General features: G+C 58.9%; 20 protein-coding genes, 2 tRNA genes and 2 rRNA genes (1 of these 24 running past the window's edge). 6 read left to right on the top strand and 18 right to left on the bottom strand.

From position 1 onward, the window contains the following. The 11 genes from OA90_RS08650 to OA90_RS08600 form a co-directional block, all read right to left on the bottom strand. Positions 1-816, bottom strand: a complete 816-nt coding sequence (locus OA90_RS08650; protein WP_068409477.1) for a GntR family transcriptional regulator — start codon at positions 814-816, stop codon at positions 1-3. A gap of 130 nt (positions 817-946) precedes the next feature. Continuing rightward, positions 947-2,101 (bottom strand): amidohydrolase, encoded by a 1,155-nt coding sequence (locus OA90_RS08645; protein ID WP_068409821.1) that lies wholly within the window; start codon positions 2,099-2,101, stop codon positions 947-949. 335 nt (positions 2,102-2,436) lie between these two features. Further along, entirely contained in the window at positions 2,437-3,363 is a 927-nt protein-coding gene (locus tag OA90_RS08640; protein ID WP_208986041.1) for a LysR family transcriptional regulator, read from the bottom strand. Positions 3,364-3,501: 138 nt separating this feature from the next. Then, a complete protein-coding gene (locus OA90_RS08635) occupies positions 3,502-4,413 on the bottom strand; it encodes a dihydrodipicolinate synthase family protein (protein ID WP_068409473.1) in 912 nt (303 codons plus the stop codon). Positions 4,414-4,415: 2 nt separating this feature from the next. After that, entirely contained in the window at positions 4,416-5,588 is a 1,173-nt protein-coding gene (locus OA90_RS08630) for an L-rhamnonate dehydratase (RefSeq protein ID WP_068409471.1), read from the bottom strand. A 13-nt stretch (positions 5,589-5,601) separates the two neighbouring features. Further along, positions 5,602-6,624 (bottom strand): 4-hydroxythreonine-4-phosphate dehydrogenase PdxA, encoded by a 1,023-nt coding sequence (locus tag OA90_RS08625; RefSeq protein ID WP_068409469.1) that lies wholly within the window; start codon positions 6,622-6,624, stop codon positions 5,602-5,604. After that, positions 6,621-7,901, bottom strand: coding sequence for a TRAP transporter large permease (locus OA90_RS08620; protein WP_068409466.1), 1,281 nt, complete (start codon positions 7,899-7,901; stop codon positions 6,621-6,623). The genes OA90_RS08625 and OA90_RS08620 overlap by 4 nt, the downstream gene beginning before the upstream one ends. Next, positions 7,898-8,461 (bottom strand): TRAP transporter small permease subunit, encoded by a 564-nt coding sequence (locus tag OA90_RS08615; RefSeq protein ID WP_068409464.1) that lies wholly within the window; start codon positions 8,459-8,461, stop codon positions 7,898-7,900. The genes OA90_RS08620 and OA90_RS08615 overlap by 4 nt, the downstream gene beginning before the upstream one ends. A 61-nt stretch (positions 8,462-8,522) precedes the next feature. Beyond that, the gene (locus OA90_RS08610; protein ID WP_068409462.1) at positions 8,523-9,506 is read right to left on the bottom strand and encodes a TRAP transporter substrate-binding protein; all 984 of its coding nucleotides are present in this window, start codon (positions 9,504-9,506) and stop codon (positions 8,523-8,525) included. A 510-nt stretch (positions 9,507-10,016) separates the two neighbouring features. Further along, on the bottom strand, positions 10,017-10,625 hold the full coding sequence (locus tag OA90_RS08605; protein ID WP_068409460.1) for a dimethylsulfonioproprionate lyase family protein: 609 nt from the start codon (positions 10,623-10,625) through the stop codon (positions 10,017-10,019). Positions 10,626-10,649: 24 nt separating this feature from the next. Beyond that, a complete protein-coding gene (locus OA90_RS08600) occupies positions 10,650-11,222 on the bottom strand; it encodes a TetR/AcrR family transcriptional regulator (RefSeq protein WP_068409458.1) in 573 nt (190 codons plus the stop codon). A gap of 72 nt (positions 11,223-11,294) precedes the next feature. Here OA90_RS08600 and OA90_RS08595 point away from each other — a divergent pair, with 72 nt between their 5' ends. Beyond that, positions 11,295-12,338, top strand: a complete 1,044-nt coding sequence (locus OA90_RS08595; protein WP_068409456.1) for an alcohol dehydrogenase family protein — start codon at positions 11,295-11,297, stop codon at positions 12,336-12,338. A 48-nt stretch (positions 12,339-12,386) separates the two neighbouring features. Here the strand turns inward: OA90_RS08595 and OA90_RS08590 are convergent, their stop codons facing one another. Together OA90_RS08590 and OA90_RS08585 are read right to left on the bottom strand one after the other, a co-directional pair. Beyond that, positions 12,387-13,118, bottom strand: a complete 732-nt coding sequence (locus OA90_RS08590) for a FadR/GntR family transcriptional regulator (protein WP_068409454.1) — start codon at positions 13,116-13,118, stop codon at positions 12,387-12,389. Beyond that, positions 13,094-13,774, bottom strand: coding sequence for a ribonuclease activity regulator RraA (locus OA90_RS08585; RefSeq protein ID WP_068409452.1), 681 nt, complete (start codon positions 13,772-13,774; stop codon positions 13,094-13,096). Before OA90_RS08585 ends, OA90_RS08590 begins: the two co-directional genes overlap by 25 nt. A gap of 392 nt (positions 13,775-14,166) precedes the next feature. Here OA90_RS08585 and OA90_RS08580 point away from each other — a divergent pair, with 392 nt between their 5' ends. From OA90_RS08580 to OA90_RS28505, 4 genes are read left to right on the top strand one after another with little or no spacing between them, the layout of a single operon-like run. Then, positions 14,167-15,165 carry a TRAP transporter substrate-binding protein gene (locus OA90_RS08580; RefSeq protein ID WP_082836919.1) on the top strand — a complete coding sequence of 333 codons (999 nt, stop codon included), beginning with the start codon at positions 14,167-14,169 and terminating at the stop codon, positions 15,163-15,165. 56 nt (positions 15,166-15,221) lie between these two features. Further along, a complete protein-coding gene (locus OA90_RS08575) occupies positions 15,222-15,737 on the top strand; it encodes a TRAP transporter small permease (protein ID WP_068409450.1) in 516 nt (171 codons plus the stop codon). Positions 15,738-15,752: 15 nt separating this feature from the next. After that, positions 15,753-17,033, top strand: a complete 1,281-nt coding sequence (locus tag OA90_RS08570; RefSeq protein WP_068409448.1) for a TRAP transporter large permease — start codon at positions 15,753-15,755, stop codon at positions 17,031-17,033. Between the two features lie 34 nt (positions 17,034-17,067). Continuing rightward, positions 17,068-17,256: a hypothetical protein gene (locus OA90_RS28505; RefSeq protein WP_156510434.1), complete on the top strand. Its 189-nt coding sequence runs from the start codon at positions 17,068-17,070 to the stop codon at positions 17,254-17,256. A 183-nt stretch (positions 17,257-17,439) separates the two neighbouring features. Here OA90_RS28505 and OA90_RS08565 read toward each other — a convergent pair whose 3' ends face one another. Further along, entirely contained in the window at positions 17,440-18,183 is a 744-nt protein-coding gene (locus OA90_RS08565; RefSeq protein WP_068409446.1) for a 3-oxoacyl-ACP reductase family protein, read from the bottom strand. A 570-nt stretch (positions 18,184-18,753) separates the two neighbouring features. Here OA90_RS08565 and OA90_RS08560 point away from each other — a divergent pair. Next, the gene (locus OA90_RS08560; protein ID WP_208986040.1) at positions 18,754-19,443 is read left to right on the top strand and encodes a GntR family transcriptional regulator; all 690 of its coding nucleotides are present in this window, start codon (positions 18,754-18,756) and stop codon (positions 19,441-19,443) included. 143 nt (positions 19,444-19,586) lie between these two features. On the opposite strand, the gene OA90_RS08555 is transcribed toward OA90_RS08560, so the two are convergent. The 4 genes from OA90_RS08555 to OA90_RS08535 form a co-directional block, all read right to left on the bottom strand. Next, positions 19,587-19,663, bottom strand: a tRNA-Met gene (locus OA90_RS08555). Positions 19,664-19,881: 218 nt separating this feature from the next. Beyond that, a tRNA-Met gene (locus OA90_RS08550) sits at positions 19,882-19,958 on the bottom strand. A 197-nt stretch (positions 19,959-20,155) separates the two neighbouring features. Further along, positions 20,156-20,270 (bottom strand): 5S ribosomal RNA (gene rrf / locus OA90_RS08545). Positions 20,271-20,683: 413 nt separating this feature from the next. After that, positions 20,684-22,960 (bottom strand): 23S ribosomal RNA (locus OA90_RS08535) (it continues 448 nt past the right edge of the window).

Genomic DNA, 22,960 nt, shown 5'->3' with positions numbered 1-22,960 from the left:
TTATGTTCCCCTACTGGATGACCCGTCGCGTGAGGAAACGCGAATAGGTCCGTCTGCAGGCTTTTTTGTTTCTTCTTGTTTTTTTCCCGATGCCGCCTGCCGCTTCGAGTTTCCTCCGTCCAACACCAGCTCGCTGCCATCGTTGAGCAGTCCTGCACTGGCGAAGCTCTGAAATCTGTCGAGATGTTCCATGAGCACCGTTTCGGCCAGCGCCCTCTCCCCCGCAACAAGCGCATCCACGAGGGCTTCCGCGTCGATTGACCCCATCGGCTTGGCGCCGCCGATCTCGAGGAACCGCACGATCCGGTCCGACTGATCCCAGAGGCTGGCAAGAAAATTGGCCACGATCGGATTGACGCCCTGACAGGCGAGGTCGAGCAAGTCGCGCTCATATCCGCGCCGGGTGGAAAGCGATCCTTCATCGCACTGATCGCCGATGATGGAGATCATGTTGGCGAGGTTCGCGGCCTGGCCAAGAGCGCCGGCCGTCAACACGGCTTCGGCCAGTGCCGGCTCCGCGAGCCGGCGGGCCGAAATCACCTGCCCGATCAGCGCTCCGCTCATCGGCAGAACTCTCCACCCGAGGCGTGGAATCGACTGCATGAGACCGAAGGCTGAAAGCTTGGCAAGCGCCGCGCGGGTCGCCGCACGCCCGAGGCCGAACCGTTCTGCAAGCTCCACTTCCGTAGCCGTCGAACCGGGCGTGAGTTCACACCACAAGATCGCCTGGGAGAGCCGCTCCTCGGCAAATTCGGTTTTCTGCTTGGGCTCGAGAACCGATTGCCTCGATGTGAAAGGGGAATTGCGATCGTACATGAAAATGTCTTTCTCTGTGTCTAAACATGTTCAATAAGAATCTTAGACATGTCAAGATTACCTTTTAGGCATGCCTAAAGAAAAAGCCGGGCAAGGCCCGGCTTCGTTGAAACGTCGATAGTGTAGATGCTCAGGCGGCGGTGCGCGCCTTCGCAACAGTCATCCAGACCCCGATTCCGCGTTCTATGATCCCGTCGGGAAAATCGTAGGAGGGATTGTGCAGCGGCGCCACATCGCCCGAGCCGAGAAACAGATAAGCGCCCGGTTTCTCGTTCAGCATGTAGGAGAAATCCTCCGTACCCATCTTTGGATCGCATTCCGTCTCCACGGCTTCGTTCCCGAAAGCCGACTGCACCGCCGCGAGCGCTCCGGCAAGCTGCGAGCCGTGGTTGACAGTCACCGGGTATCCGCTCTGAACGTCGAAAGTCACCTCGCAGCCCTTTGTGATCGCAACGCCCCTCGCCACGCGTTGCATGCGCGCAATCACATCGGCCATGGCGGCGTCGGACAAGGTACGGATGGTGCCGCCGACATGAACCGACTGCGGAATAACATTGTAGTTGTTGCCCGCGTGGATCTGGGTCGTCGAAATGACGACGGCCGCGATAGGATCGGTTTCACGCGCGACGATCGCATTGCATGCGCTCACAAAATCCATCGCGACGGCGATGCTGTCGATACCCGTGTGCGGCCAGCCCGCATGCGCGCCCTTGCCTTCGATTTTCAGATCCCAGGCCCGGGCTGCAGCCATGACCGCACCCGAAACACCGGCAACCTTGCCCGATTCGATCCCCGGCATGTTGTGAATGCCGTAAACTTCGTCGCAGTCAAACCTGTCGAACAGGCCGTCGGCGATCATTTTTTCACCACCCCCGCCGAATTCCTCCGCCGGCTGGAAGATGAGGACGATCCGGCCAGGGAATTCCCGGTCGGCGGCAAGCTTTTTCGCCGCGCCCAGCAGCATGGCCATATGGCCGTCATGACCGCAGGCATGCATGACACCGGAGCGCCTCGAGGAATAGGAAACATTTGTCTGTTCCTCGATGGGCAGCGCATCCAGTTCACAGCGCAGGCCGATGGATTTGCCGGCCAGGCCATTGCCTTCGATAACGGCAACCACGCCCGTGCCACCGAGACCCGTTTCCGGTTCCAGGCCGAAGCTCCGCAACTTGTCCGCCACATAGGCCGCCGTATCGGTTTCAACGAATTGCAGTTCCGGATTTTCGTGCAGGTGCCGACGCCACTCTGTCGCCTCCCTGGCCAACATGCCGATATCATCAAACATGAAATGTCCCGCCTTGAGCTGTGAAGTCCTTGAAATGAAACGACGCACGACCGGCAATCGGATCTTGAAGTGGACTATTTATTGAGCGAATTCGATGCTCGATGCAAGCCAGCCCCCAGGGACGCGGGCGGCCGCCATGCGGTACCGACCCCGGAAGCGCGGCTTGAGCAACCCTTCCAAACCGTCGTCCGAAATAACGGTTTCCTATCCCCGGCGGTCCGGAAACGGCTGTCCATGCCGTGGGTGGAGTCGACGCGCGATTTGAATGTCTTGACCGAACCCCGCCGGGAGTAAAGAGGGCGCTGACGAGGTCAGCCTCCGCCAGGCCTTTGCGCCTAAAACAGTGACCGCACCAGAGACACCAGCGCCTCGACTTCGGGACCGAATTCATCCTTGTTCGGGATGAGAAGCCCATAGCGGCTCATGTGCTCCTCCAGTTGCACCGGCAGGATACGGATCAGCCCGCTGTTCGAATAATAGGTGGCGACCGATTGCGGCAGGACGGCCAGCAGGTCGCTCTCGCCGACCGCGACGGTCGTCATCAGCATCGACGATGTTTCCAGACTGTAATGCGGTGCGGGCAGGTCGGCGCGGGCAAACGCCAGGTCGATGGACATCCGCATGGGACTGGGACGCGGCTGCAGGATCCAGCTGAAGCCGTCGAGGTCCTTCAGGTCGAGTCGGTCCATCTTCACCAGTGGATGGCCGGGTGCGGCGACGACGGCCAGTTTCTCCTGCCAGAGCGGTTCGAACCGGATGCCGCTCATGTCGAGATGCTCTACGGGACGGCCCAGCGCGAAGTCGAGCGCCCCTTCGTTGAGCCCGGCAATCAGGTTGTCGGACGTTGAAACCGTGAGGCTGATCTGCGGCCCGGAACTCGATTCCATCAGGTTCGTGAGCAGCTTGGAAACCTGCCCGGGCAAGGCCTCCATGATGGCCCCGAGCCGCACCTTCCCGTATTCGCCCCTCTGCATGGCGGACAGTTGCGCCTTCAGGCGCCCGGTTTCGGAAATAATCTGGCGGGCGTGCCTGGCAACGACGACGCCATAGGCTGTTGCTTTCATGCCCCGGGACTGGCGCTCGAACAGGGTCACGCCCAGCGTTTCCTCGACCTCCTTCAGCAGCTTGGTCGCTCCCGGTTGCGACAGGTTCAGTTCGCGCGCGGATTCGTGAAGATTCGTGGTCACTTCCAGGCTGGCCACAAGGGCGAGTTGTTTGAACCGCAGGCGAGACAGGATCGCCATGTCAAAGGTTCCGTGCATATCAGTCGATCCGCTCAGTCTTCGGCGCATCCACTTTGCTCTATCCATTGAACCGGAACAATCCCGCTTGCGGAGGGTCAAATCGCACTGTCTCTTCTGTTTGAACCATTTACCCGTCAAGATCCGTCGCCATGACGGCTATCGGCCCCAACGCAGCACCAGCGGATCGAGCGGCCGGAGCAGGTTCAGCAGCCGATCCCGGATGGCAGGCTGAAGCGGCTCGATCGGGTGCCGGCAGAATTCCGAACGGATAACACCGCCCTCCACCATGGCGGCCTTGCAGGAGCGCCAGCCGCATTGCCGGTTCTCGTGGTTGATGGCCGGCAGGACCCGCGCATAGGCATCGGCCGCCTCTTTCGTCCGCCCGGCATGGTAAAGTTCGATCACCGGCTTGATCCGGTCGACGATCATGCCGGATGTCATCGATCCGCGCGCGCCCGCATCAAGATCGGCGAGCAGGGTGATCCCTTCTTCGCCATCGAACGGCCCTTCGATGAAGTCTCCACCTTGGGCGATCAGCGCACGCAGCTTGTTGGCCGCTTGAGGGCATTCGATTTTGAACAGTTTCACCATCTCGATCTCGCGCGCCATACGTACCAGCAAAGGCACCGGCAGATCGACACCGGAAAGCGGCGCATCCTGGATCATGATCGGGATGCCGACGTCGCCAACGGCCCGGAACTGTTCAAAGGTCTGGTTGGCGTTGCCCTTCAAAAGAGTCCCGTGATAGGGCGGCATCATCATCACGATGGCAGCGCCCAGATCCCTGGCAAGACGTGCACGCTCGACGGCGATCCGGGTGGCGAAATGGCTGATCGTGACAATCACCGGAACGCGGCCGGCCACATGCTCCAGAGACAGCCGTGTCAGAAGCTCCCGCTCCGCATCGGAGATCAGGAACTGTTCGGAAAAATTGGCGAGAATGCAGATGCCGTCGGCGCCCTGGTCGATCAGGCAGTCGAGAACGCGGCGCATTCCCTCCTCGTCGATTGAACCGTCATCGTGAAAGGGCGTCGGAGCGACAGGCCAGATACCGGAATAGCCGATCATGTTCACTCCGTAATCTCGAAATGCTGCAGGTGCCTGTCGGTGATCGAAATGCCAAGACCCGGCATCGTGTCGTCGAGCTGTAGATAGCCGTCCTGCGCCTCTGGATCGCCTTCGAAGATGTAATAGAAGAGTTCGTTGCCGACCTCGACGTCATGGACCGGAAAATATTCGCTGATCGGGCAGTTCGTATTGGCCATGGTCACATGGTAGTTATGCGCCTGTCCCGCATGCGGGATCACCGGGATCTGCGCGGCTTCCGCGATCGCGTTGATCTTCTGGGCAGCGGTGATGCCGCCGACGCGGTTTGTGTCATACTGCAGGACGCTCACGGCCTTGCGGTTGACCAACTCCGCACAGCCTATGATCGAGAATTCATGCTCGCCGCCCGAAATCGGCACGATGTTCATCGCATTGAGTTCGGCATACCCCCCGACATCGTCGGCAATCACCGGTTCCTCCAGCCAGCGCGGCTCGTATTTCGCCAGCTTCGGCAGCATGCGTTTCGCGTAATCGAGGGTCCAGCCCATGTAGCATTCGAGCATCAGGTCGTTGTCATAGCCGATCACTTCGCGGACCGCCTCGACCCGTTTCAGGTTCTCGCGCATACCGGGCATGCCGTCCTTCGGCCCGAAACCGAAACGCGATTTGAACGCCTTGTAACCGCCCTTCATCGCTTCTTCGGCTTCGCGCTGCATGCTGTCGATGGATCCGGCATAAAGCTTTGAATAATAGACCGGGATCTTTTCCTTGGTGCGCCCGCCCAGCAGTTTGAACACGGGCTTACCGACAAGTTTCCCCATCAGGTCCCAGATGGCGATGTCGATGGCGGATATGGCGGTCATGCCGATGCCCTTGCGGCCCCAGGCATGGCTTCGCCGGTACATCTTTTCCCAGATATAGGCGTAGTCGAAAGGATCTTCACCGATCACCAGGGGCGCGTACCAGTCGTCGATGGCCTTCTTGACGATGGTCGGCGCAAGGGCGGCATTGCCGATCCCCACGGTGCCGTCCTCTGTTTCCACCTCACACGTCAACCACTGGTAAAACCGGAAGGACGACATGGCGTCGCCCTTTGTCCAGAGCGCATCGGAAGCATTCGTGCAGAAATTGCCCTGCGGCGGGACCGTCGGTCCTTTCCAGGTCCAGACGCGCGTGCGAACAGATTTGATTTTCATTTGGGAGATCCAGTCATTGGGAAATACGTGAGGAACGGCGCCGGCCCCCCATGGTGCAGGCGATGTTCCAGGCGTTTCGCATCGGGCCGACATTGGCGCAGCCCTTGCCACGGATATCGAAGGCGGTGCCGTGAGCCGGCGTGGTGACCGGGACGGGAAGCCCACCCTGAACGGTCACGCCCTGCCAGAAGCCGAGCAGCTTGATCGCGATCTGGCCCTGGTCGTGATAGAGCGTGACGACGGCGTCCAGTTCCTTGGCGACCGCCTTGAGGAAGATCGTGTCTGACGGATAAGGCCCCTCGACCGGCAGGCCGAGCGCCTTCGCCCGTTTGACAGCCGGAACGATGATCTCGATTTCCTCCCTGCCGAAATTGCCGTTGTCGCCATTATGCGGGTTGAGCCCGCAGACCCCGATCCGCGGCGTTTCAATGCCCGCTTCGACAAGCGCGCCATGGATCAGCCGCGAAGCCTCGATGATCTTGTCCTCGGTAATGAGATCGGCAACCTCGCGCAGGGCGACATGACTTGTTACCCGGCTGGTCCACAGCCCCTCCATCACGTTGAGTTCCGAGACGCTGCCGTTATGGCCGAGCCTGTCGGCGAACCAGTGCAGCTCGTCCGATTGCCGCATGCCGGCCAGATGCAGGGATGCCTTGTTGAGAGGCGCGAACACCAGCGCATCGGCCTGACCGGAGCTGACGAGATCGAGACCGGCTCCGAGCGTCGACAGGCAATGGGCACCGCCCTCCGCCGTCGCCTCCGCGCGTTTCCAGCCCGTTTCCGGAGCTCGCCCCACCTGGAGAAAGAGCGGTGTTCCGGAGGCTTCGGAAAGCGCTGCGGCACCGCTGACCATGGCATAGTCGAAGGACAGACCAGCCGTCTTCATTCCCTCTTTCAACTCGCCCTCGTCGCCGAGGATCAGGACGTCCGCCGCCTCGCGGGCCTCCTGATCGGCAAGCAGCCGTGCAACCAGCTCCGATCCGATGCCGGCAGGGTCGCCCAGTGTCAGAACCAGACGGGGTTTGGGAGGCGTCATTGAATATACTCCGTCAATGCAAGTGAAACCTGGGGAACGTAGGTGACCAGAAGCAGGATCAGCGCCAGGACCGCGATGAATGGCAGGTTGGTGCGCGACGTCTCCCAGATGCCCGCCTTGGCGATCGAGCAGGACGTGATCAGCACCGAAGCGACAGGCGGCGTCTGCTGCCCGATTGCCAGGTTCAGCGTCACCATGATACCGAAATGGATCGGGTCGATACCGACGGCGTTCACAAGCGGCATGACCACCGGGACGACGAGAATGATCGCCGCCGCTCCATGCAGGAACATCCCGAGGACAAGCAGCAGCAGGTTCAGCAGCGCAAGCACGATATAGGGGTTCGTGGTGATCTCGGTGATCTGCGCGGCAAGCTGCTGGGGAACCTGTGCCTGGGTCAGGAACAGGCCCAGCGCGGCGGACGTCGCCACCAGCATCATGACCACACCCGTCTGGCTGATGCCCTCCAGCATTGTCTTGCGCAACCGGCGTATATCCAGGTCGCGATAGATGAAGAGCCCGATCACCAGGGCGGCGAGAACCGCGAGGCCGGCCCCTTCGGTCGCCGTCACGAGCCCGGAGAAAATGCCTCCGAGGATGATCACCGGCATGGTCAGCGCCCAGAAGGCTTCGCGGAAGGTCCTGCCGACATGGCCGAGATCGAACCCTTCGGCACGCGGCAGATCGTAGCGCACCGCCAGTATGTAGGTCACCAGCATGAGCAGCCCTCCGCCCATCACGCCGGGCACGATACCGGCGACGAACAGCTTGAGCACCGAGGTTTCCGCGATCGCGCCGTAGAGGATCATCGGAATGGACGGCGGAATGATGATCGCAAGCGACGCCGAGGATGACGTGATGGCGGCCGCAAGCGTCCGTGAATAGCCGCGTTTCTTCATCTCCGGGATCAGCACCGTTCCCGTTGCCGCGACATCGGCAACGGCCGAGCCGGAAATCTCGGCGAAGACCATCGAGACACCGATGTTGACCATTCCCAGCCCGCCGCGGACGAACCCGATGAGGGCGGAAACGAAATTGATGAGCCTGACCGATATGCCCGATGTGTTCATCAGGTTGCCCGCGAGAATGAACAGCGGGATGGCGATCAGTGGAAAGGACGTCGCTCCCGAATACAGAGCGATCACCATGTCGTAGAGACGGTCGGGGCCGGACGTGAGCAGAAACCCGCCGACTGAGACGATGCCGATGGCAATGGCGATCGGCACGTTGATAAGAATAAGCGCGATCAGAGCGACGGTTGTCAGAAGAAGGATCATTTGCCGGCCTCCTTGAGAAGCAGCGCCTGGGCGTCTTTTTCCGCTTCGGCGATTGCCTGTTCGATCTCGGCATGCTCGTGGTCGATGCCCGAAGCTGCGTCCCGAAGGGTGCGGGGCATCGTGAGAAGTGTCCCGACGATCATCAGCACCGCAGAGACCGGAATGACGGATTGAACGATATCGAGCGTCATCCAGGGAAGGCTCAGCAGGGAATCCCACTTGGCAACGGCAAGAACGGCGTTTCCATACCAGGCAACCAGAGCGAAATAGCCGAGGACCAGTATTTCGGAAAACAGGGCGAGCGCTACGGCCGGCCCTCGCGGAAGCGCCGCCACCAGGCCGGCGAAGGACATGTGGTGCCGCATGAAAACGGCGTAGGTCGCTCCAAAATACGTCAGCCACGCAAGCATCACGCTTGCAAGTTCGTCATACCAGGACGGTGACCATCCAAGATAACGCATCGTCGTGGAATAAATGACCGCCCCGGTCAGGGCGAGCAGCAAGGCGATGCAGACAGCCTCGATTGCGCGCACAAGTATGCGCTCGAATAGGGCAATCATGGCTCCTCCCGGTCCATTTCGCCGGCCGGTTATCTCCGGCCGGCTTCATTGGTATCGTGTTTCAGTTGGCGAGGCCCTGGGCAAGACCGACCAGTTTATCGCCACCCTCGACCTTTGCGGCGAAAGCTTCGTAGATCGGCGCGGATGCAGCAACGAAGGCAGCCTTGTCGGCCACGTTCACTTCGACGCCCGCGGCACGAACCTTGTCGACCAGCTCGCTGTCCGCCTTTTCACCCTGGGCCAGAGACCAGTCCTGAACCTCGGAAGCCACTTCGCCGACAATCGCCTTGACGTCGTCAGACATCTTGCCCCAGGTCCCGGCGCCTGTCGTGAGATAGGTCGGCGAATAGACATGGCCGGTCAGGCTCAGATATCCCTGAACTTCCTGAAAATTCGCGCCGACGATATTCGTCAGCGGGTTTTCCTGTCCGTCCATGGTGCCGGTCTGCAAGGCGACGAACACCTCCGAAAACGCCATCGGCGTCGGGTTGGCGCCCCATTCCTTGAACATCGCCACACGCCACTCCGAGGAAGGCGTACGGATTTTCAGACCATCGAGGTCTGCCGGAACATTGATCGGCTTCTTGCTGTTGGTGATCTGGCGGAAACCGTTTTCCCAGGTCGAGATCACGTGCAGTCCGGCCGCTTCCGCCTTGGGAGCAAGCTCGGTCCGGACCAGGTTCTTGTCGATGGCCTTCAGATGCTCCCGGTCCTGAACCAGGAACGGCATGTCGAACAGGGCGAATTCCGGTGCGACATTGGTCATGATGGATGAAATGAGGGTGAACTGCACCGTGCCGAGACGGAGTTTCTGCATCAGCTCCTTCTCGTCACCGAGCTGCGCATCCGCATAGAATTCAACCTTGTCGGCGTCACCGAGGCGCTCCTGCAGCTCTTCGGCAAAGCGCGCAGCGCTTCGCCCCTGAAGACTGTTCGAAGCCGCACCGACCGCGACAATGTAGGTTTCGGCATGAACAGGCGCTGCACCCGCTATTACGACGGACGCGAGCAGGCCCGCACACAGGCTCTTGGGCGTGTATTTCATAGTGTCTCCTCCACTTGCCGGGATGTGCGGCCCGAAAACCGCTGCCACTCCCGATAGAACATGTCTAGCGGAAAGCCCGTCATCGGAATAATGGCAATCCCGGATCGTTCGATAACCAAATGGAATTGATTACCCATTCCGTGAAAACCTTTTTACCGTGCTACGCGTACGGAAAGCAGAACACCGGGACTGAATCTGGCAAAGCCGCCGAACCTGCTAAAGCGTGTCGCGTTTAGACGGTTTCGCCTATTCTGGAAACCGCCCGAGGCAGCGTTTGCATTGCAAATACGTTCGGGTGGTTTCCAGATTTTGCAACGCTGGAGACAGTCGCTTTCTGAACGATCCGAAGGACATCAATCCGGCTGCGAAGAGCCGCATCAAAGCCTTTGCCCCATGCAGCAGCATGGCTCTTCAGGCTTTTCCTTGTTCTTCTTTGTCGGATTGATGCCTGAAAGTACAATTTTATGGGCCCACACCCTAAACAACCGACGTTCTCGCGCAATGCCGTCCCTATGCCTGGTCCGCGTCGCCGGAACAGAGAAACCAGAAGGCCAGCAGCGGCGTGTCCCTGGAGCGCATGGCATGGTCTATGCCGGGCGAATTGTAGAAAGATCCGCCGGGCCCGGGTTCAAACCAGTTGCTGCCTCCGTGACGGAATTCTCCCTTGCTCGCCACAAGATAGATTTCTTCCGGTGGATGGGAATGGTCGGGATAGCGGACATGCGGCGCCAGCAGCGAAACACCCAGCCAGACATCCGACCGCCGCTCCATCCCGGACGGCCCGACAATAACGGCGTTTGCGTGCCCTTCGGTAAAGTTCGTGCTGGCGTTCGTCATGTCTCCGGCCCGGCCCCGCCAGACAAGCCTTGGCTCAAGCTCGAAAAACCTGTCCAGAAGACCACCCAGAGCCGTGCGCCCGGAACCTTTTTCCTCGAACGCCCTCAAATGGCTGCAAACCGGCAGGCACCGCCCCTCCTGAGCAGGAACCGGCGCCGACTTGGCGAGCGCTCTTTCGATGCGTGACAGGGCGCTTTGGCTCTCCGATCCGCTTGCCGCTTCCATAAACACATCAAGGGCAACTGAAAGGAAATCCTGCAGCGGCTTCGGACGGCTGGTCATTTTCTTGTCCGCTCCGGAAAGGTCTCAGGCAACTGTTTCATGCAGGTCGCGGCGACCCGCCGTCGGTTGTCCGCCGCCGTCATCTGCCAGCAACGCGGCGGCGAGCTGCAGGGCGCTTTCACAGGCCTCGTTCCGGTACAAGGGCCACAATTGCATCAGACCCTCGCAGATCAGCAGCAACTCTTTTTCGTTCTCCGGACGCTTCGCTGCCGCGGCCAGCCGCTGTGCGAATTCCTGCTTGTGGCGCTGCAGAAGATGTCTCAACGCCCCGTTTTCCGGCGCAGCCGCGACAGCGGAATGAAACAGGCATCCATGTGAGGCTTCGCTCTCCATCCACTGCCCGACCCGACGGATAACTTCAAAAAGTGCCTCCCGTGGCGCTGCCGGCAGGCCGGAAAAGATCTTCTCCAGATACCGCTCGTGTCGAAACTCCAGTGCAGCCAGCACCATGTCGTTTCTGGAGGGATAATATTTATAGAGGGTCCTGAGACTGACCTGCGCGGCATCGCGAAGTGCCTCGATATTCGGTGCCGAGAACCCGTGCGCCGCGAAGGCACGCTCAAGGCCGGCAGCTATCCGTGTCTGAAGTTCGTTCATGTTTGACAAGGTAGAATGACTGCTCTACCAAACGCAAGTAGAGTAATCATTCTACCTGAAAAGGAACCTTCAATGACATTGCCGGAGACCATGCGCGGAATAGTTCTGACGGGACACGGCGGCCCCGAGATGCTGCAATGGCGGACCGACCTCCCGGTGCCCCGGCCAGGCACTCGGGACGTTGTCGTGCGCGTGGCGGCGGCTGGCGTGAACAATACCGACATCAACACCCGTATCGGCTGGTATTCGAAAAACGCGGCTGCGGAAGACGCCTCCTGGTCAGGTAGGCCGCTGACCTTCCCCCGCATCCAGGGCGCGGACGTTTGCGGTCATGTCGTTGCGGTCGGCGACGGGGTTTCGGCTGCCCGGATCGGCGAGCGCGTCCTCATCGAACCCTGCCTGCGCGAAGTGAACGGGGCCGAACTCCCAAGACCATGGTATCTCGGCTCGGAATGCGACGGCGGGTTTGCCGATTTCGTGCGCGTTGCATCCCGCCATGCCCACAAGATCGACAGCAGCCTGTCGGATGCGGACCTGGCGTCCTTCCCCTGTTCCTATTCCACCGCTGAAAACATGCTGACCCGCGCAAAGGTCCAACAGGGCGACACTGTCCTGGTGACCGGCGCATCGGGCGGTGTCGGCTCGGCGGCTGTCCAGTTGGCCAAGGCACGCGGCGCAAAAGTCATCGCGGTCACTGGTGCTGCCAAAGCCGATGCGATCCGACAGCTTGGCGCTGCGAAAACGATTGGCCGCAACGAGGACCCGGTTCGAGAACTCGGGCCCGACAGCATCGACGTCGTAATAGACCTGGTGGCCGGCCCCGGCTGGCCGGCATTGCTCGACGTCCTGCGGCCCGGCGGCCGCTACGCGGTGGCGGGCGCGATTGCCGGACCTCTCGTCGAACTGGACGTGCGCACCTTGTACCTCAAGGACCTGAGCTTTTTCGGCTGCACCGTTCTGGAACCGGACGTCTTCGGCAATCTGGTCGGCAGGATCGAACGCGGCGACATAGGCCCGCTGGTCGCCGCCACTTTCCCGCTTGAGGAAATCGCGAGGGCCCAGGAAGCTTTCGGCCAGAAAAACCATATCGGCAAAATCGTTCTTCAGATCGAGTGAACACGTTTGCCCAGAAGCAAACGAGGCCAGACCGCAACTGCGAAAATCTCAGCCCTCAAAAATCCGCTTTCGGGCATTTTCGACGTGGCTTCGCATTGCTTTTCTGGCGCCCTTCCGGTCGGATTTCTCGATGGCTTCGAAAATCGAATAATGCTCGGACTGGACCAGTTTCAGACGATCCTGCGGTTTTGTCAGCGTGAGGTTTCTGGTGAGGTTCATGCCGGTGAGAATATTGGATTTCATCGACGACCTTGCCGCGACGAAATACTTGTTGTCCGCCGCATTGCACACGGCGACATGAAAGGCCTCGTCGGCCGCCACACCCAATTCGCCGTTCTCGATACAGCGGTCCAGCTCCAGCAGCGCGTTGCGCAATTCCGCAAGATCGTCTTCCGATCGCCGTTCCGCCGCAAGAAAGGCGGCCTCACCCTCGATGGCCGCCCTGAATTCGAAGGTGCGTTGAATATCGGCGATTGAACCGACAGGTGCGAAATCCCGGACCGCGCCTTCCGGGCGGCGTTTTACATAGGACCCGGATCCCTGGCGCGAGACGACCACGTCATCCTCACGCAACTGCTTGAGCGCCTGGCGAAGCACCGGCCGCGAGACACCGAGTTCCTCTGAAAGCGTCTGCTCGGTCGGCAGCTTGCCGCCGACGGGAATATCCCCATCCATGATCTTGGCGAGAATCTTCTCATACGCCCTGTCGGAGAGCGTCCGGTCGCGAACCTGCCCCTCGGCTGCCGCAAGTGCTACTACCTGCTTCTTTCGTGCCGCCAAGTCTTGAACCTCTCCTTTGTCGAGGCGTCGGTCGGGGGATATAGCCCGAATATCGACTCCCCATGTTGCACCTTTTCCAGGACGAAATCTTCAAAGACGGTCATCTCCGCCGCTTCGTTCGCCACCTCATTTGCCATATGTTCGGGTATGCAGACAACGCCTTCATTGTCACCGACAATGATATCTCCCGGGAAAACCGCGACCCCTCCACAAGCGATCGGATCGTTTATCGCAACGGCATGATGCTTGGTCAGGTTGGTCGGTGCGCTGGGGCGGCTGTGATAGGCGGGCATCTCCAGTTGGGCGATTTCCGGCGTATCCCGAAAGCCCCCGTCGGTGACGATCCCGCAGCATCCCAGGGACTGAAGCCGTGTTGCCAGAATGCATCCCGCGGATGCGGCCGACGCATCTGCGCGAGAATCGATCACGAAGACCGCCCCTTCCGGACATTCCTCGACGCCCTTGCGCTGCGCATTCTCGCGGTTGGCGAAGGTTTCGAGGCGATCCAGATCTTCCCGGGCCGGAATATACCTCAGCGTATAGGCAAGCCCGACCATGTTCGGGCCGGGGCGCAACCGTTGCGGCCCCTGCAGAAAAATATTTCTCAATCCATGCTTGAACAGAACGGTTGTCAGTGTCGCCGTGCTCACATTCATCAGTTTTTCGTGTGATTGCTTGCTCAAACCCGCCACAGGAGACACTCCGATATTTGCAGAACAGGACACGTCTTGTCCCTTTAAAGAGATATTCGCCTCAACCCTACTTGTCAATTATTTGTAAAAATTTATATCGCCTTCCTTGCCCTCCCCTGGCTTTTTTCAACACCTGAAGCACGCAGGGCAAGGACGCAGCCGCCACCATTAAAGAACATCGAATGACACAGAGCCCCGGCTTGACGCAGGAGCGCGCCTCATCGCCGGTCCGGAAATTACCTTCTCAAATCAGTCGGTTGATCGAAAAGCTCGCGGAAATTTGTCTTATTATTTTTTTAACTTATAAATATTTGTAAAATAAATATCGTCTACAGAGGTCAAACAGGGAGGAACCGATGACCAAATTCAAATCTCTCAAATTAGCCATGCTTCTTGGATCCGTCGTTGCGGCGTCGCTCGCAATCCCGGCGCTTGAAGCCGAGGCACGCGAACTGCGCGGCTGGAATATCCATGTTGAGGACTACCCGGTCTCGCACGGTATGGAAGCCTTCGCCAAGGAACTCAGCGAGAAGACCGGCGGTGAACTGACCGCCAAGATCTTCCATTCCGGCGTTCTGGGCTCACAGCCCGACGCTATCGAACAGACCCGCCTTGGCGTCATCGATTTCGGCGTCTTCAGCCTGGGACCGATGGGCCAGGTTGTTCCGGAGGCCAATGTCGTCTCCCTGCCGTTCATCTTCAAAAGCGTGCCGCAGATGTACGAGCTGATGGATGGCGAGGCCGGCGCTGCCCTGAGCAAAGGGCTTGCGGCGAAAGGCCTGATCGCTCTTGGCTATTACGATGCAGGGGCGCGGTCGTTCTATACCTCCGTGAAACCCATCGAGGAGCCTGCGGACGTCGCGGGCATGAAGATACGGGTGATGAACAACGACCTGTTCGTCGGAATGGTCGATTCCATGGGCGGCAACGCGACGCCAATGGCCTTTGCCGAAGTCTATCAGGCCATCAAGACCGGTGTCGTTGACGGCGCGGAGAACAATCCGCCCTCCTACGAATCCACCAATCACTTCGAAGTCGCAAAATATTACTCGCTCACCCAGCATCTCATCATTCCCGAGTGCCTGTGCATGAGCAAGAAAACCTACGACTCCCTGACACCGGAACAGCAGGAGATCGTCAGGGTCGCCGGGCACAACAGCACCGAGCTGCAGCGCAAGCTCTGGCAGGAACGCGAAGCCGCCAGCATGGCCAAGGTTGAAGGTGGCGGCGTCACGGTGAACAACGTCGCCGACAAGGCGGCCTTTCAGGCGGCCATGGCTCCGGTCTATGAGCAGTACCTCGCGCAGAATCCTGAATTGACCGACCTGGTCAACATGTTCAGAAACGCGCAATAATACATGTGTCGGGCCGTGCTCACTCCTCCGGCACGGCCCGCCGCCGGGAGAATGAAATGACGCATTTCAGGGACTTCGCGGACCGCCTGGAAACAGGGCTGACCCGTCTGAAGAATGTCTGTGTGTTTATCGGGTCGATCGCGCTTGTTGTTCTCGTGGCAACCTTCGGCTGGCTGGTGTTCGGCCGCTATGTCCTCAATTCGACACCGACCTGGGTCGAGCAGCTGGCCCTTCTCCTCATCTGTTACATCACGTTCCTGGGGGCAGCCGTCGGCATTCACGAACAGTCGCATCTCGGCGTAACGTTTTTGCGCGACGCGCTGCCGCGCAAGGCAAGACAGGTCCTGCTCCTGCTGACCGACCTGGCTCTGGCGATCTTCGGTGCCGTCATGCTCATCGCCAGCCTTGAGCTTTTCGAGTTCGGCTGGTCAACCCTTCTTCCGATGCTGAACATCCCGGAGAGTATTCGCACCGCTTCGGCTGTCGCCTGTGGTGGACTCATCGTTATTTTCGCCGGTTCGCGTTTCGTCCTGAGAGGCCTCAGCACCCTGCGCGGCGAGATCTCCGAATAAAAAAGGTCTTTGAATATGGGTCTCGCAATTCTGCTGGGTGTGTTCGGCATAAGTGTGTTGTTCGGCGTCCCGGTCGCCTTCGCCATGGGCATCTCCGCGGCCGCCGCCTTCTGGTACGAGGGCTTCCCGCTGCTGATGACGTTTCAGCGCTCCATTTCCGGCATTGCCTCCTTTTCCCTGCTCGCCATTCCGTTCTTCATCTTCGCGGGTGAGCTGATGCTACACGGCGGCATTGCCGCCCGCCTTGTCCGGTTCGCGTCCACTCTTGTCGGCCATGTTCGCGGCGGCCTCGCCATGGTGAACATCTCCTCCAGCATGCTGTTCGGCGGCATTTCCGGATCGGCCATTGCCGATATTTCCGCGCTCGGCTCCCTGTTGGTCCCGGTCATGAAGGAAAAAGGCTACCGCCCGGACTATGCGGTCAATGTCACCGTCACGTCGTCCATCGCAGGCATCGTCATTCCGCCCAGCCACAACATGATCATCTTTGTTGTGGCCGCCGGCGGTGGCATATCCATTTCCAAGCTGTTCCTGGCGGGCGTCATCCCCGGCATCCTGATGTGCCTGTGCCTCGCCGTCGCCGCTTATGTGGTGGCGATCAAACACAATTACGGCTCCGAACCCTTTCCGGGCTGGCGGGCCGTGGCCCGATCCGCCGTCAGCGCCATACCCGGCCTGATCACCGCGGTCATAATTGTCGGCGGCGTTTTGTCCGGCGTCTTCACGGTGACGGAATCCGGTGCCTTCGGAGCAATCTACGCCCTCGCCCTGACCGCCATTGTCTACAGGACCCTCGGCTGGAAGGAATTCGTCGTCTGCGTAACGTCATCGCTGCGCACCACGGCGATGGTGATGATCCTGATCGGCTTTGCCAGTTCCTTTGCCTATCTGCTCGCTCTCTACCAGGTCCCGACAAAGCTGAGCACATTCCTCCTGGCGATCTCGGAGAACAAGATCGTCATCCTGCTGCTGATCAACCTGATGCTTCTGGTGCTCGGCATGATCATGGACATGGCTGCCCTTATCCTGATCTGCACACCGATTTTCCTGCCTATCGCCAGAGAACTCGGCATGGATCCGGTACAGTTCGGCATCATGATGCTGGTCAATCTGGGTCTGGGACTGTGCACACCACCCGTCGGCACGTGTCTGTTCGTCGGATGCGCCGTCGGCAAGATCCGGATCGAGGACGCGCTCAAATCGATCTGGCCGTTCTACCTGGCGCTTTTCGTGGCGTTGATGCTGATCACCTACGTCCCGGCCTTCTCCCTGTTCCTGCCGTCGCTGTTCGACTGAGGCCGCTGAAGGATCTGCTGCAGGGGGAAAGTCATTGGCGTCAATTCTCATGACGGACGGGGCGGCCTCGGGCACGCAAAATCAGGTAACATCGGCTTCTGAGCCGGTGTTACCGATGAGCCCGCTGAAGAAAAAGACGATTGCCGGTGCAGAACAGCAGACGCCAGGTGCCGATCCTGTTTTGTTAGGGTCACCCACGCTGTCCGCCGACTGGTGCATGTAAAAAAGATTATTCAAACAAATGCGTTGAAAAAATCCGGGAAACACCGTCGCAAGTCCGTGAACTTGAGCACGCAATCTCGCCAGCACTTTTGCCGGATCGAGAGCAGCTTGTGATCAGACCGTGTTTCCAGTCATGAAGGCAGGAGACAGCTTATGGCAAAACTGTCTCCCCATTCGCACATCATCAACTGAACAGCATGCCGCCGTTGATATCGACACTGGCACCGGTCATGAAAGCAGAATCCTCGCAGGCCAGGAACAGGACGAGATTGGCGACATCGACCGGCATACCCTGACGTTTCACCGGTGTCGCGGCTTCGACGTTACGGCGGACCTCGTCCTTGGTGAAGATGTTGTGGAAGTCGGTATCGATCATGCCCGGGCACAGCGCATTGACGCGGACGTCGGGACCCAGTTCCTTGGCAAGGCCGCGGGTCATGGTCATGATGGCCCCCTTCGAGGTTGCATAGGCCACCGCGCCTGGGCCTCCTCCATCGCGTCCGGCCTGACTGGCCATGTTGACGATGGCTCCGGACGTCAGGTAAGGCATACAGGCCTTGATCATGAGGAACGTACTGGTCAGGTTCACGTCCATGACCGCCTGCCAGTGTTCGAGAGACATCTCGGACACTTTCTTGCGCGCGATCAGTCCACCGGTGTTGTTGACCAGAACGTCCACGCCTCCGAAGGCTTCGACCGTCTTGGCAACCAGCGCTTCGGCATCGGCCTGGGTGTTCAGATCGCCCTGAAGCGCGAACGCCTGCCCACCCTGCGCCTTGATCGCCTCCACGGTGGCATCCGCGCCCTTGCTGCTGGAGAAATAGTTGATGGCGACATTCGCGCCTTCTTCCGCCAGTTTCAACGCGCAGGCACTGCCGATATCCCGGCCGCCGCCGGTAACGATTGCTGTCTTGCCCTTGAGTTTCATTTCATTTCCTTTTTCCGCATCACTGTCAGACGCCGTGTCGCCATTGAAAGTCCTTGGGACTGCGATGTGTCTTGAAGCTTCTGGTCTCGCGCCACCCGTTCATTTTCGCTCTTTTTTGGCTCCCGTGCCTTGAAGGTGCGCAAGCTTTCGTCGCTCTGCCCCGCCGCAAAACTAAAGACGCGCGGAGACGCGAACAGCGAATCCCGGACAGCAACACTACGATCCGATCCTGCATCGCTTTGAGCCGCGTCATTTTGGACCGGGCCGGGCGGCCTGCGCCCGGTCTTGGAGGTATCGTCTCTGGCCTTCTATCGGCTGGCCGTCAATCGACCGGTTCTCCATCCGTCATTCCCAATCGGACAGCTCCAGAACCCACGCTTCGCGATCAGGTCTGATCACATCGGCACGGGTCCTGATAACTTATTACTAGTATACTAGTCCGCAATCTGGAATACTAGTCTGAAATTCATATGTCGCGAATTGCTTGCAGGGTTGGAAGACCGGAACAGGTAGCTGGCATCGAAGGCGAAATGCGCCTATTGATCCCGGGCGTCAGAGGAAAATGGAATTGTGCAATTGAAACAGACGAGCGACCGGAGGCCGCGTGTCGATGAGATCTTCGACTATCTCCACAACGAGATCGGATCGATGCGGCTGAAACCGGGAGACCGGATTTCCGAGGCCGATATCGCGGCTAAATTCGGTGTCTCCCGGCAGCCCGTCAGGGACGCCTTCAGCCGCCTGGAAAGTCTCGACCTCCTGCTGATCCGGCCTCAAAGAGCAACCGAGGTCAGGAAATTCTCGACGCGGGAAATCGAAAAATCTCGTTTCGTGCGCGCAGCCGTGGAAAAGGAAGTGCTGGACCTGGCCGCCCGGCGCTGCGACGCCGCGGGGGCGGCAGTGCTGGACGACTGCATCGCCGGTCAGCGCAATGTCATTGCGGAGAGGAACTTCGAAGCCTTCGGCAATCTGGATTATGCCTTTCACCAGGCGCTCTGCAAAATTGCCGAAGTCGAATTCGCCTTTGATGTGATCTCCGTCGAAAAGGCGAAGGTTGATCGCCTGTGCACACTGGGCCTGGCCAGACTGGACAGGATGCCGCCACTCCTCAAGGATCACGAGACGATCGCCGAGGCGGTGAAAGCCCACGACAGCAAGGCGGCCGTAGCCGCCGGTATCCTGCACCTCTCCCGCCTCGATTCAACGATCGACCTGATTTCGGCGGAACACTCAAATTATTTCGAACAAGAGCAGGACTGAACATCTGCCTGCCCTCTGCTGCGCCGAGCCAGCCCTTTGAATGACCTCTACAGACGAGATGTTCCCCATTCCTTGGTGGTCGATGCCTTTAAACAAAACAGCCCCCTTGGTTTTCACCGAGGGGGCTGATTTTTTTTATGATTTGGTTGCGGGAGCAGGATTTGAACCTGCGACCTTCAGGTTATGAGCCTGACGAGCTACCGGACTGCTCCATCCCGCGTTATATTTTGTTTCAGGGGTTTGTTTGTGTCCCCGTTGGGCTTGAGGCACGGCCATGAGGCTGCCGGCCTGTCAGGTCGCTCTCGCGGATCGCAGCGTGCAGGTCGTTGCGCGCGTGAGCGCTATTGTTGAAGAGTTAGCGCTCAGGTAGCCGAGAGGCGGTAGCGCGCCAAACAGCCCCCTTGGTTTTCACCGAGGGGGCTGATTTTTTTTATGATTTGGTTGCGGGAGCAGGATTTGAACCTGCGACCTTCAGGTTATGAGCCTGACGAGCTACCGGACTGCTCCATCCCGCGTTATATTTTGTTTCAGGGGTTTGTTTGTGTCCCCGTTGGGCTTGAGGCACGGCCATGAGGCTGCCGGCCTGTCAGGTCGCTCTCGCGGATCGCAGCGTGCAGGTCGTTGCGCGCGTGAGCGCTATTGTTGAAGAGTTAGCGCTCAGGTAGCCGAGAGGCGGTAGCGCGCTTGAGAGATACAAAACTGCGTTTAGCAGGCCTGGCGGCGACCTACTCTCCCACACCTTAAGATGCAGTACCATTGGCGCTGGGGAGTTTCACGGCCGAGTTCGGGATGGGATCGGGTGGGGGCTCCCCGCTGGGGCCACCAGGCCGGCGAAGCGCAGTTTTGTTGTGAACTGGTCTTTATGTTTGTGCTCACGGCCGTAGGCTGCGTTTAGCAGGCCTGCGCAGGCGCGCCCTATCGGGCGGCGGCCGGTCAGCCTTGCGACCCTTTCGGTTCGGCTCTTTTCCCTTGCGGGTGTTGAGCGTGCTGCGCTGAGAACAAACTGGTCTTATCGATGATATTTTTCAGATTGGCTGTTTTTTTTTGCAGCGTGCTGCCCTTGTTGCGAGGGAACGATTGTTCCGAGCGCAGCGAAGGCAAGGCCAAGCGGCCGCCGGCCGGTCAGGCCGCGTGGTTCGCAGGACAGGTCCGTAAGGACCGGTACGTCCGTGAGAACAAAACCAACCAATCTTTTCAAAGCGCCAAGGGCGCTTTTAAAAGATGAGCATTGACTAATGAGAGGATCAAGCCGAACGAGCTATTAGTAAAGCTAAGCTTCATGCATTGCTGCACGTCCACACGCTTCCTATCGACGTGGTGGTCTTCCACGGCTCTTCAGGGAGAACTGGTTTTGAGGTGGGTTTCCCGCTTAGATGCTTTCAGCGGTTATCCCTTCCGTACATAGCTACCCTGCAATGCGGCTGGCGCCACAACAGGTCCACCAGAGGTACGTCCATCCCGGTCCTCTCGTACTAGGGACAGATCCTCTCAATTCTCCTACACCCACGGCAGATAGGGACCGAACTGTCTCGCGACGTTCTGAACCCAACTCACGTACCACTTTAATTGGCGAACAGCCAAACCCTTGGGACCTGCTCCAGCCCCAGGATGTGATGAGTCGACATCGAGGTGCCAAACAATGCCGTCGATATGGACTCTTGGGCATCATCAGCCTGTTATCCCCGGCGTACCTTTTATCCGTTGAGCGATGGCCCTTCCACGAGGGACCACCGGATCACTATGGCCGTCTTTCGACTCTGCTCGACTTGTCAGTCTCGCAGTCAGGCAGGCTTATGCCATTGCACTCAACGAGCGATTTCCGACCGCTCTGAGCCCACCTTCGCGCGCCTCCGTTACCATTTGGGAGGCGACCGCCCCAGTCAAACTACCCGCCACACACGGTCCCGGATATGGTTGTACCGCGGTTAGATATCCATGACGACAAGGGTGGTATTTCAAGGGTGACTCCACCTCAGCTGGCGCCAAGGCTTCAACGTCTACCACCTATCCTACACATGTCGTGACGAATACCAGTGTGAAGCTGTAGTAAAGGTGCACGGGGTCTTTCCGTCTGACCGCAGGAACCCCGCATCTTCACGGGGAATTCAATTTCACTGAGTCTATGCTGGAGACAGCGGGGAAGTCGTTACGCCATTCGTGCAGGTCGGAACTTACCCGACAAGGAATTTCGCTACCTTAGGACCGTTATAGTTACGGCCGCCGTTTACTGGGGCTTCAATTCGGTGCTTGCACACCTCCTCTTAACCTTCCAGCACCGGGCAGGCGTCAGACCCTATACGTCGCCTTGCGGCTTCGCAGAGCCCTGTGTTTTTGATAAACAGTCGCCACCCCCTGGTCTGTGCCACCCCACAATGGTTGCCCACCATGAGGTCTCCCTTCTCGCGAACTTACGGGAGCATTTTGCCGAGTTCCTTCAGCATAGTTCTCTCAAGCGCCTTGGTATGCTCTACCAGTCCACCTGTGTCGGTTTCGGGTACGGTTTATACGTGGGAGCTATTTCCTGGAACACCTTCGCTGCACCCCCAATCCAATAAGGAGATACAACACACGGCATCCGTCACTACCCACAAGCTGCAGAATATTAACTGCATTCCCATCGACTACGCCTTTCGGCCTCGCCTTAGGGGCCGGCTAACCCTGCGCCGATTAGCGTTGCGCAGGAACCCTTGGACTTTCGGCGAGAGTGTCTCTCACACTCTTTATCGTTACTCATGTCAGCATTCGCACTTCTGATATCTCCAGGAGCCCTCACGGATCTCCCTTCGCAGACTTACAGAACGCTCCGCTACCGCGCATCCCGAAGGATGCACCCGCAGTTTCGGTGTATGGCTTGAGCCCCGGTACATTTTCGGCGCGGAACCCCTTACTTAGACCAGTGAGCTGTTACGCTTTCTTTAAATGATGGCTGCTTCTAAGCCAACATCCTGGTTGTTTTGGGAGTTCTACATCCTTTCCCACTTAGCCATAACTTAGGGACCTTAACTGGCGGTCAGGGTTGTTTCCCTCTCCACAATGGACGTTAGCACCCACTGTGTGTCTGCCGGATAGTACTTCTCGGTATTCGGAGTTTGGTTAGGATCAGTAAGGCGGTAAGCCCCCATAGCCCATCCAGTGCTCTACCCCCGAGAGTATTCATCCGACGCTCTACCTAAATAGATTTCGCGGAGAACCAGCTATTTCCGAGTTTGATTGGCCTTTCACCCCTAGCCACAGCTCATCCCCGACTTTTTCAACAGGCGTGGGTTCGGTCCTCCAGTGCGTGTTACCGCACCTTCAACCTGGCCATGGCTAGATCACTCGGTTTCGGGTCTAATCCAACGAACTAAAACGCCCTATTAAGACTCGCTTTCGCTGCGCCTACACCTACCGGCTTAAGCTCGCTCGTTAAATTAAGTCGCTGACCCATTATACAAAAGGTACGCTGTCAGGCTTGCGCCCTCCAACTGTTTGTAGGCATCCGGTTTCAGGAACTGTTTCACTCCCCTCGTCGGGGTAC

Source organism: Labrenzia sp. OB1, from assembly GCF_001624695.1.
Taxonomy (GTDB): domain Bacteria; phylum Pseudomonadota; class Alphaproteobacteria; order Rhizobiales; family Stappiaceae; genus Roseibium.
This window is presented reverse-complemented; position numbering and strand designations above follow the sequence as displayed.

What these genes read in the sequence shown, in the direction of transcription:
- OA90_RS08570 (WP_068409448.1), top strand. Translation starts at nt 15,753, where the DNA reads ATGGGTCTCGCAATTCTGCTGGGTGTGTTCGGCATAAGTGTGTTGTTC.
- OA90_RS08565 (WP_068409446.1), bottom strand. Translation starts at nt 18,183, where the DNA reads ATGAAACTCAAGGGCAAGACAGCAATCGTTACCGGCGGCGGCCGGGAT.
- OA90_RS08575 (WP_068409450.1), top strand. Translation starts at nt 15,222, where the DNA reads ATGACGCATTTCAGGGACTTCGCGGACCGCCTGGAAACAGGGCTGACC.
- OA90_RS08625 (WP_068409469.1), bottom strand. Translation starts at nt 6,624, where the DNA reads ATGACGCCTCCCAAACCCCGTCTGGTTCTGACACTGGGCGACCCTGCC.
- OA90_RS08640 (WP_208986041.1), bottom strand. Translation starts at nt 3,363, where the DNA reads ATGCACGGAACCTTTGACATGGCGATCCTGTCTCGCCTGCGGTTCAAA.
- OA90_RS08585 (WP_068409452.1), bottom strand. Translation starts at nt 13,774, where the DNA reads ATGAATGTGAGCACGGCGACACTGACAACCGTTCTGTTCAAGCATGGA.
- OA90_RS08595 (WP_068409456.1), top strand. Translation starts at nt 11,295, where the DNA reads ATGACATTGCCGGAGACCATGCGCGGAATAGTTCTGACGGGACACGGC.
- OA90_RS08635 (WP_068409473.1), bottom strand. Translation starts at nt 4,413, where the DNA reads ATGATCGGCTATTCCGGTATCTGGCCTGTCGCTCCGACGCCCTTTCAC.
- OA90_RS08600 (WP_068409458.1), bottom strand. Translation starts at nt 11,222, where the DNA reads ATGAACGAACTTCAGACACGGATAGCTGCCGGCCTTGAGCGTGCCTTC.
- OA90_RS08650 (WP_068409477.1), bottom strand. Translation starts at nt 816, where the DNA reads ATGTACGATCGCAATTCCCCTTTCACATCGAGGCAATCGGTTCTCGAG.
- OA90_RS08605 (WP_068409460.1), bottom strand. Translation starts at nt 10,625, where the DNA reads ATGACCAGCCGTCCGAAGCCGCTGCAGGATTTCCTTTCAGTTGCCCTT.
- OA90_RS08630 (WP_068409471.1), bottom strand. Translation starts at nt 5,588, where the DNA reads ATGAAAATCAAATCTGTTCGCACGCGCGTCTGGACCTGGAAAGGACCG.
- OA90_RS08620 (WP_068409466.1), bottom strand. Translation starts at nt 7,901, where the DNA reads ATGATCCTTCTTCTGACAACCGTCGCTCTGATCGCGCTTATTCTTATC.
- OA90_RS08645 (WP_068409821.1), bottom strand. Translation starts at nt 2,101, where the DNA reads ATGTTTGATGATATCGGCATGTTGGCCAGGGAGGCGACAGAGTGGCGT.
- OA90_RS08615 (WP_068409464.1), bottom strand. Translation starts at nt 8,461, where the DNA reads ATGATTGCCCTATTCGAGCGCATACTTGTGCGCGCAATCGAGGCTGTC.
- OA90_RS08610 (WP_068409462.1), bottom strand. Translation starts at nt 9,506, where the DNA reads ATGAAATACACGCCCAAGAGCCTGTGTGCGGGCCTGCTCGCGTCCGTC.
- OA90_RS08580 (WP_082836919.1), top strand. Translation starts at nt 14,167, where the DNA reads ATGACCAAATTCAAATCTCTCAAATTAGCCATGCTTCTTGGATCCGTC.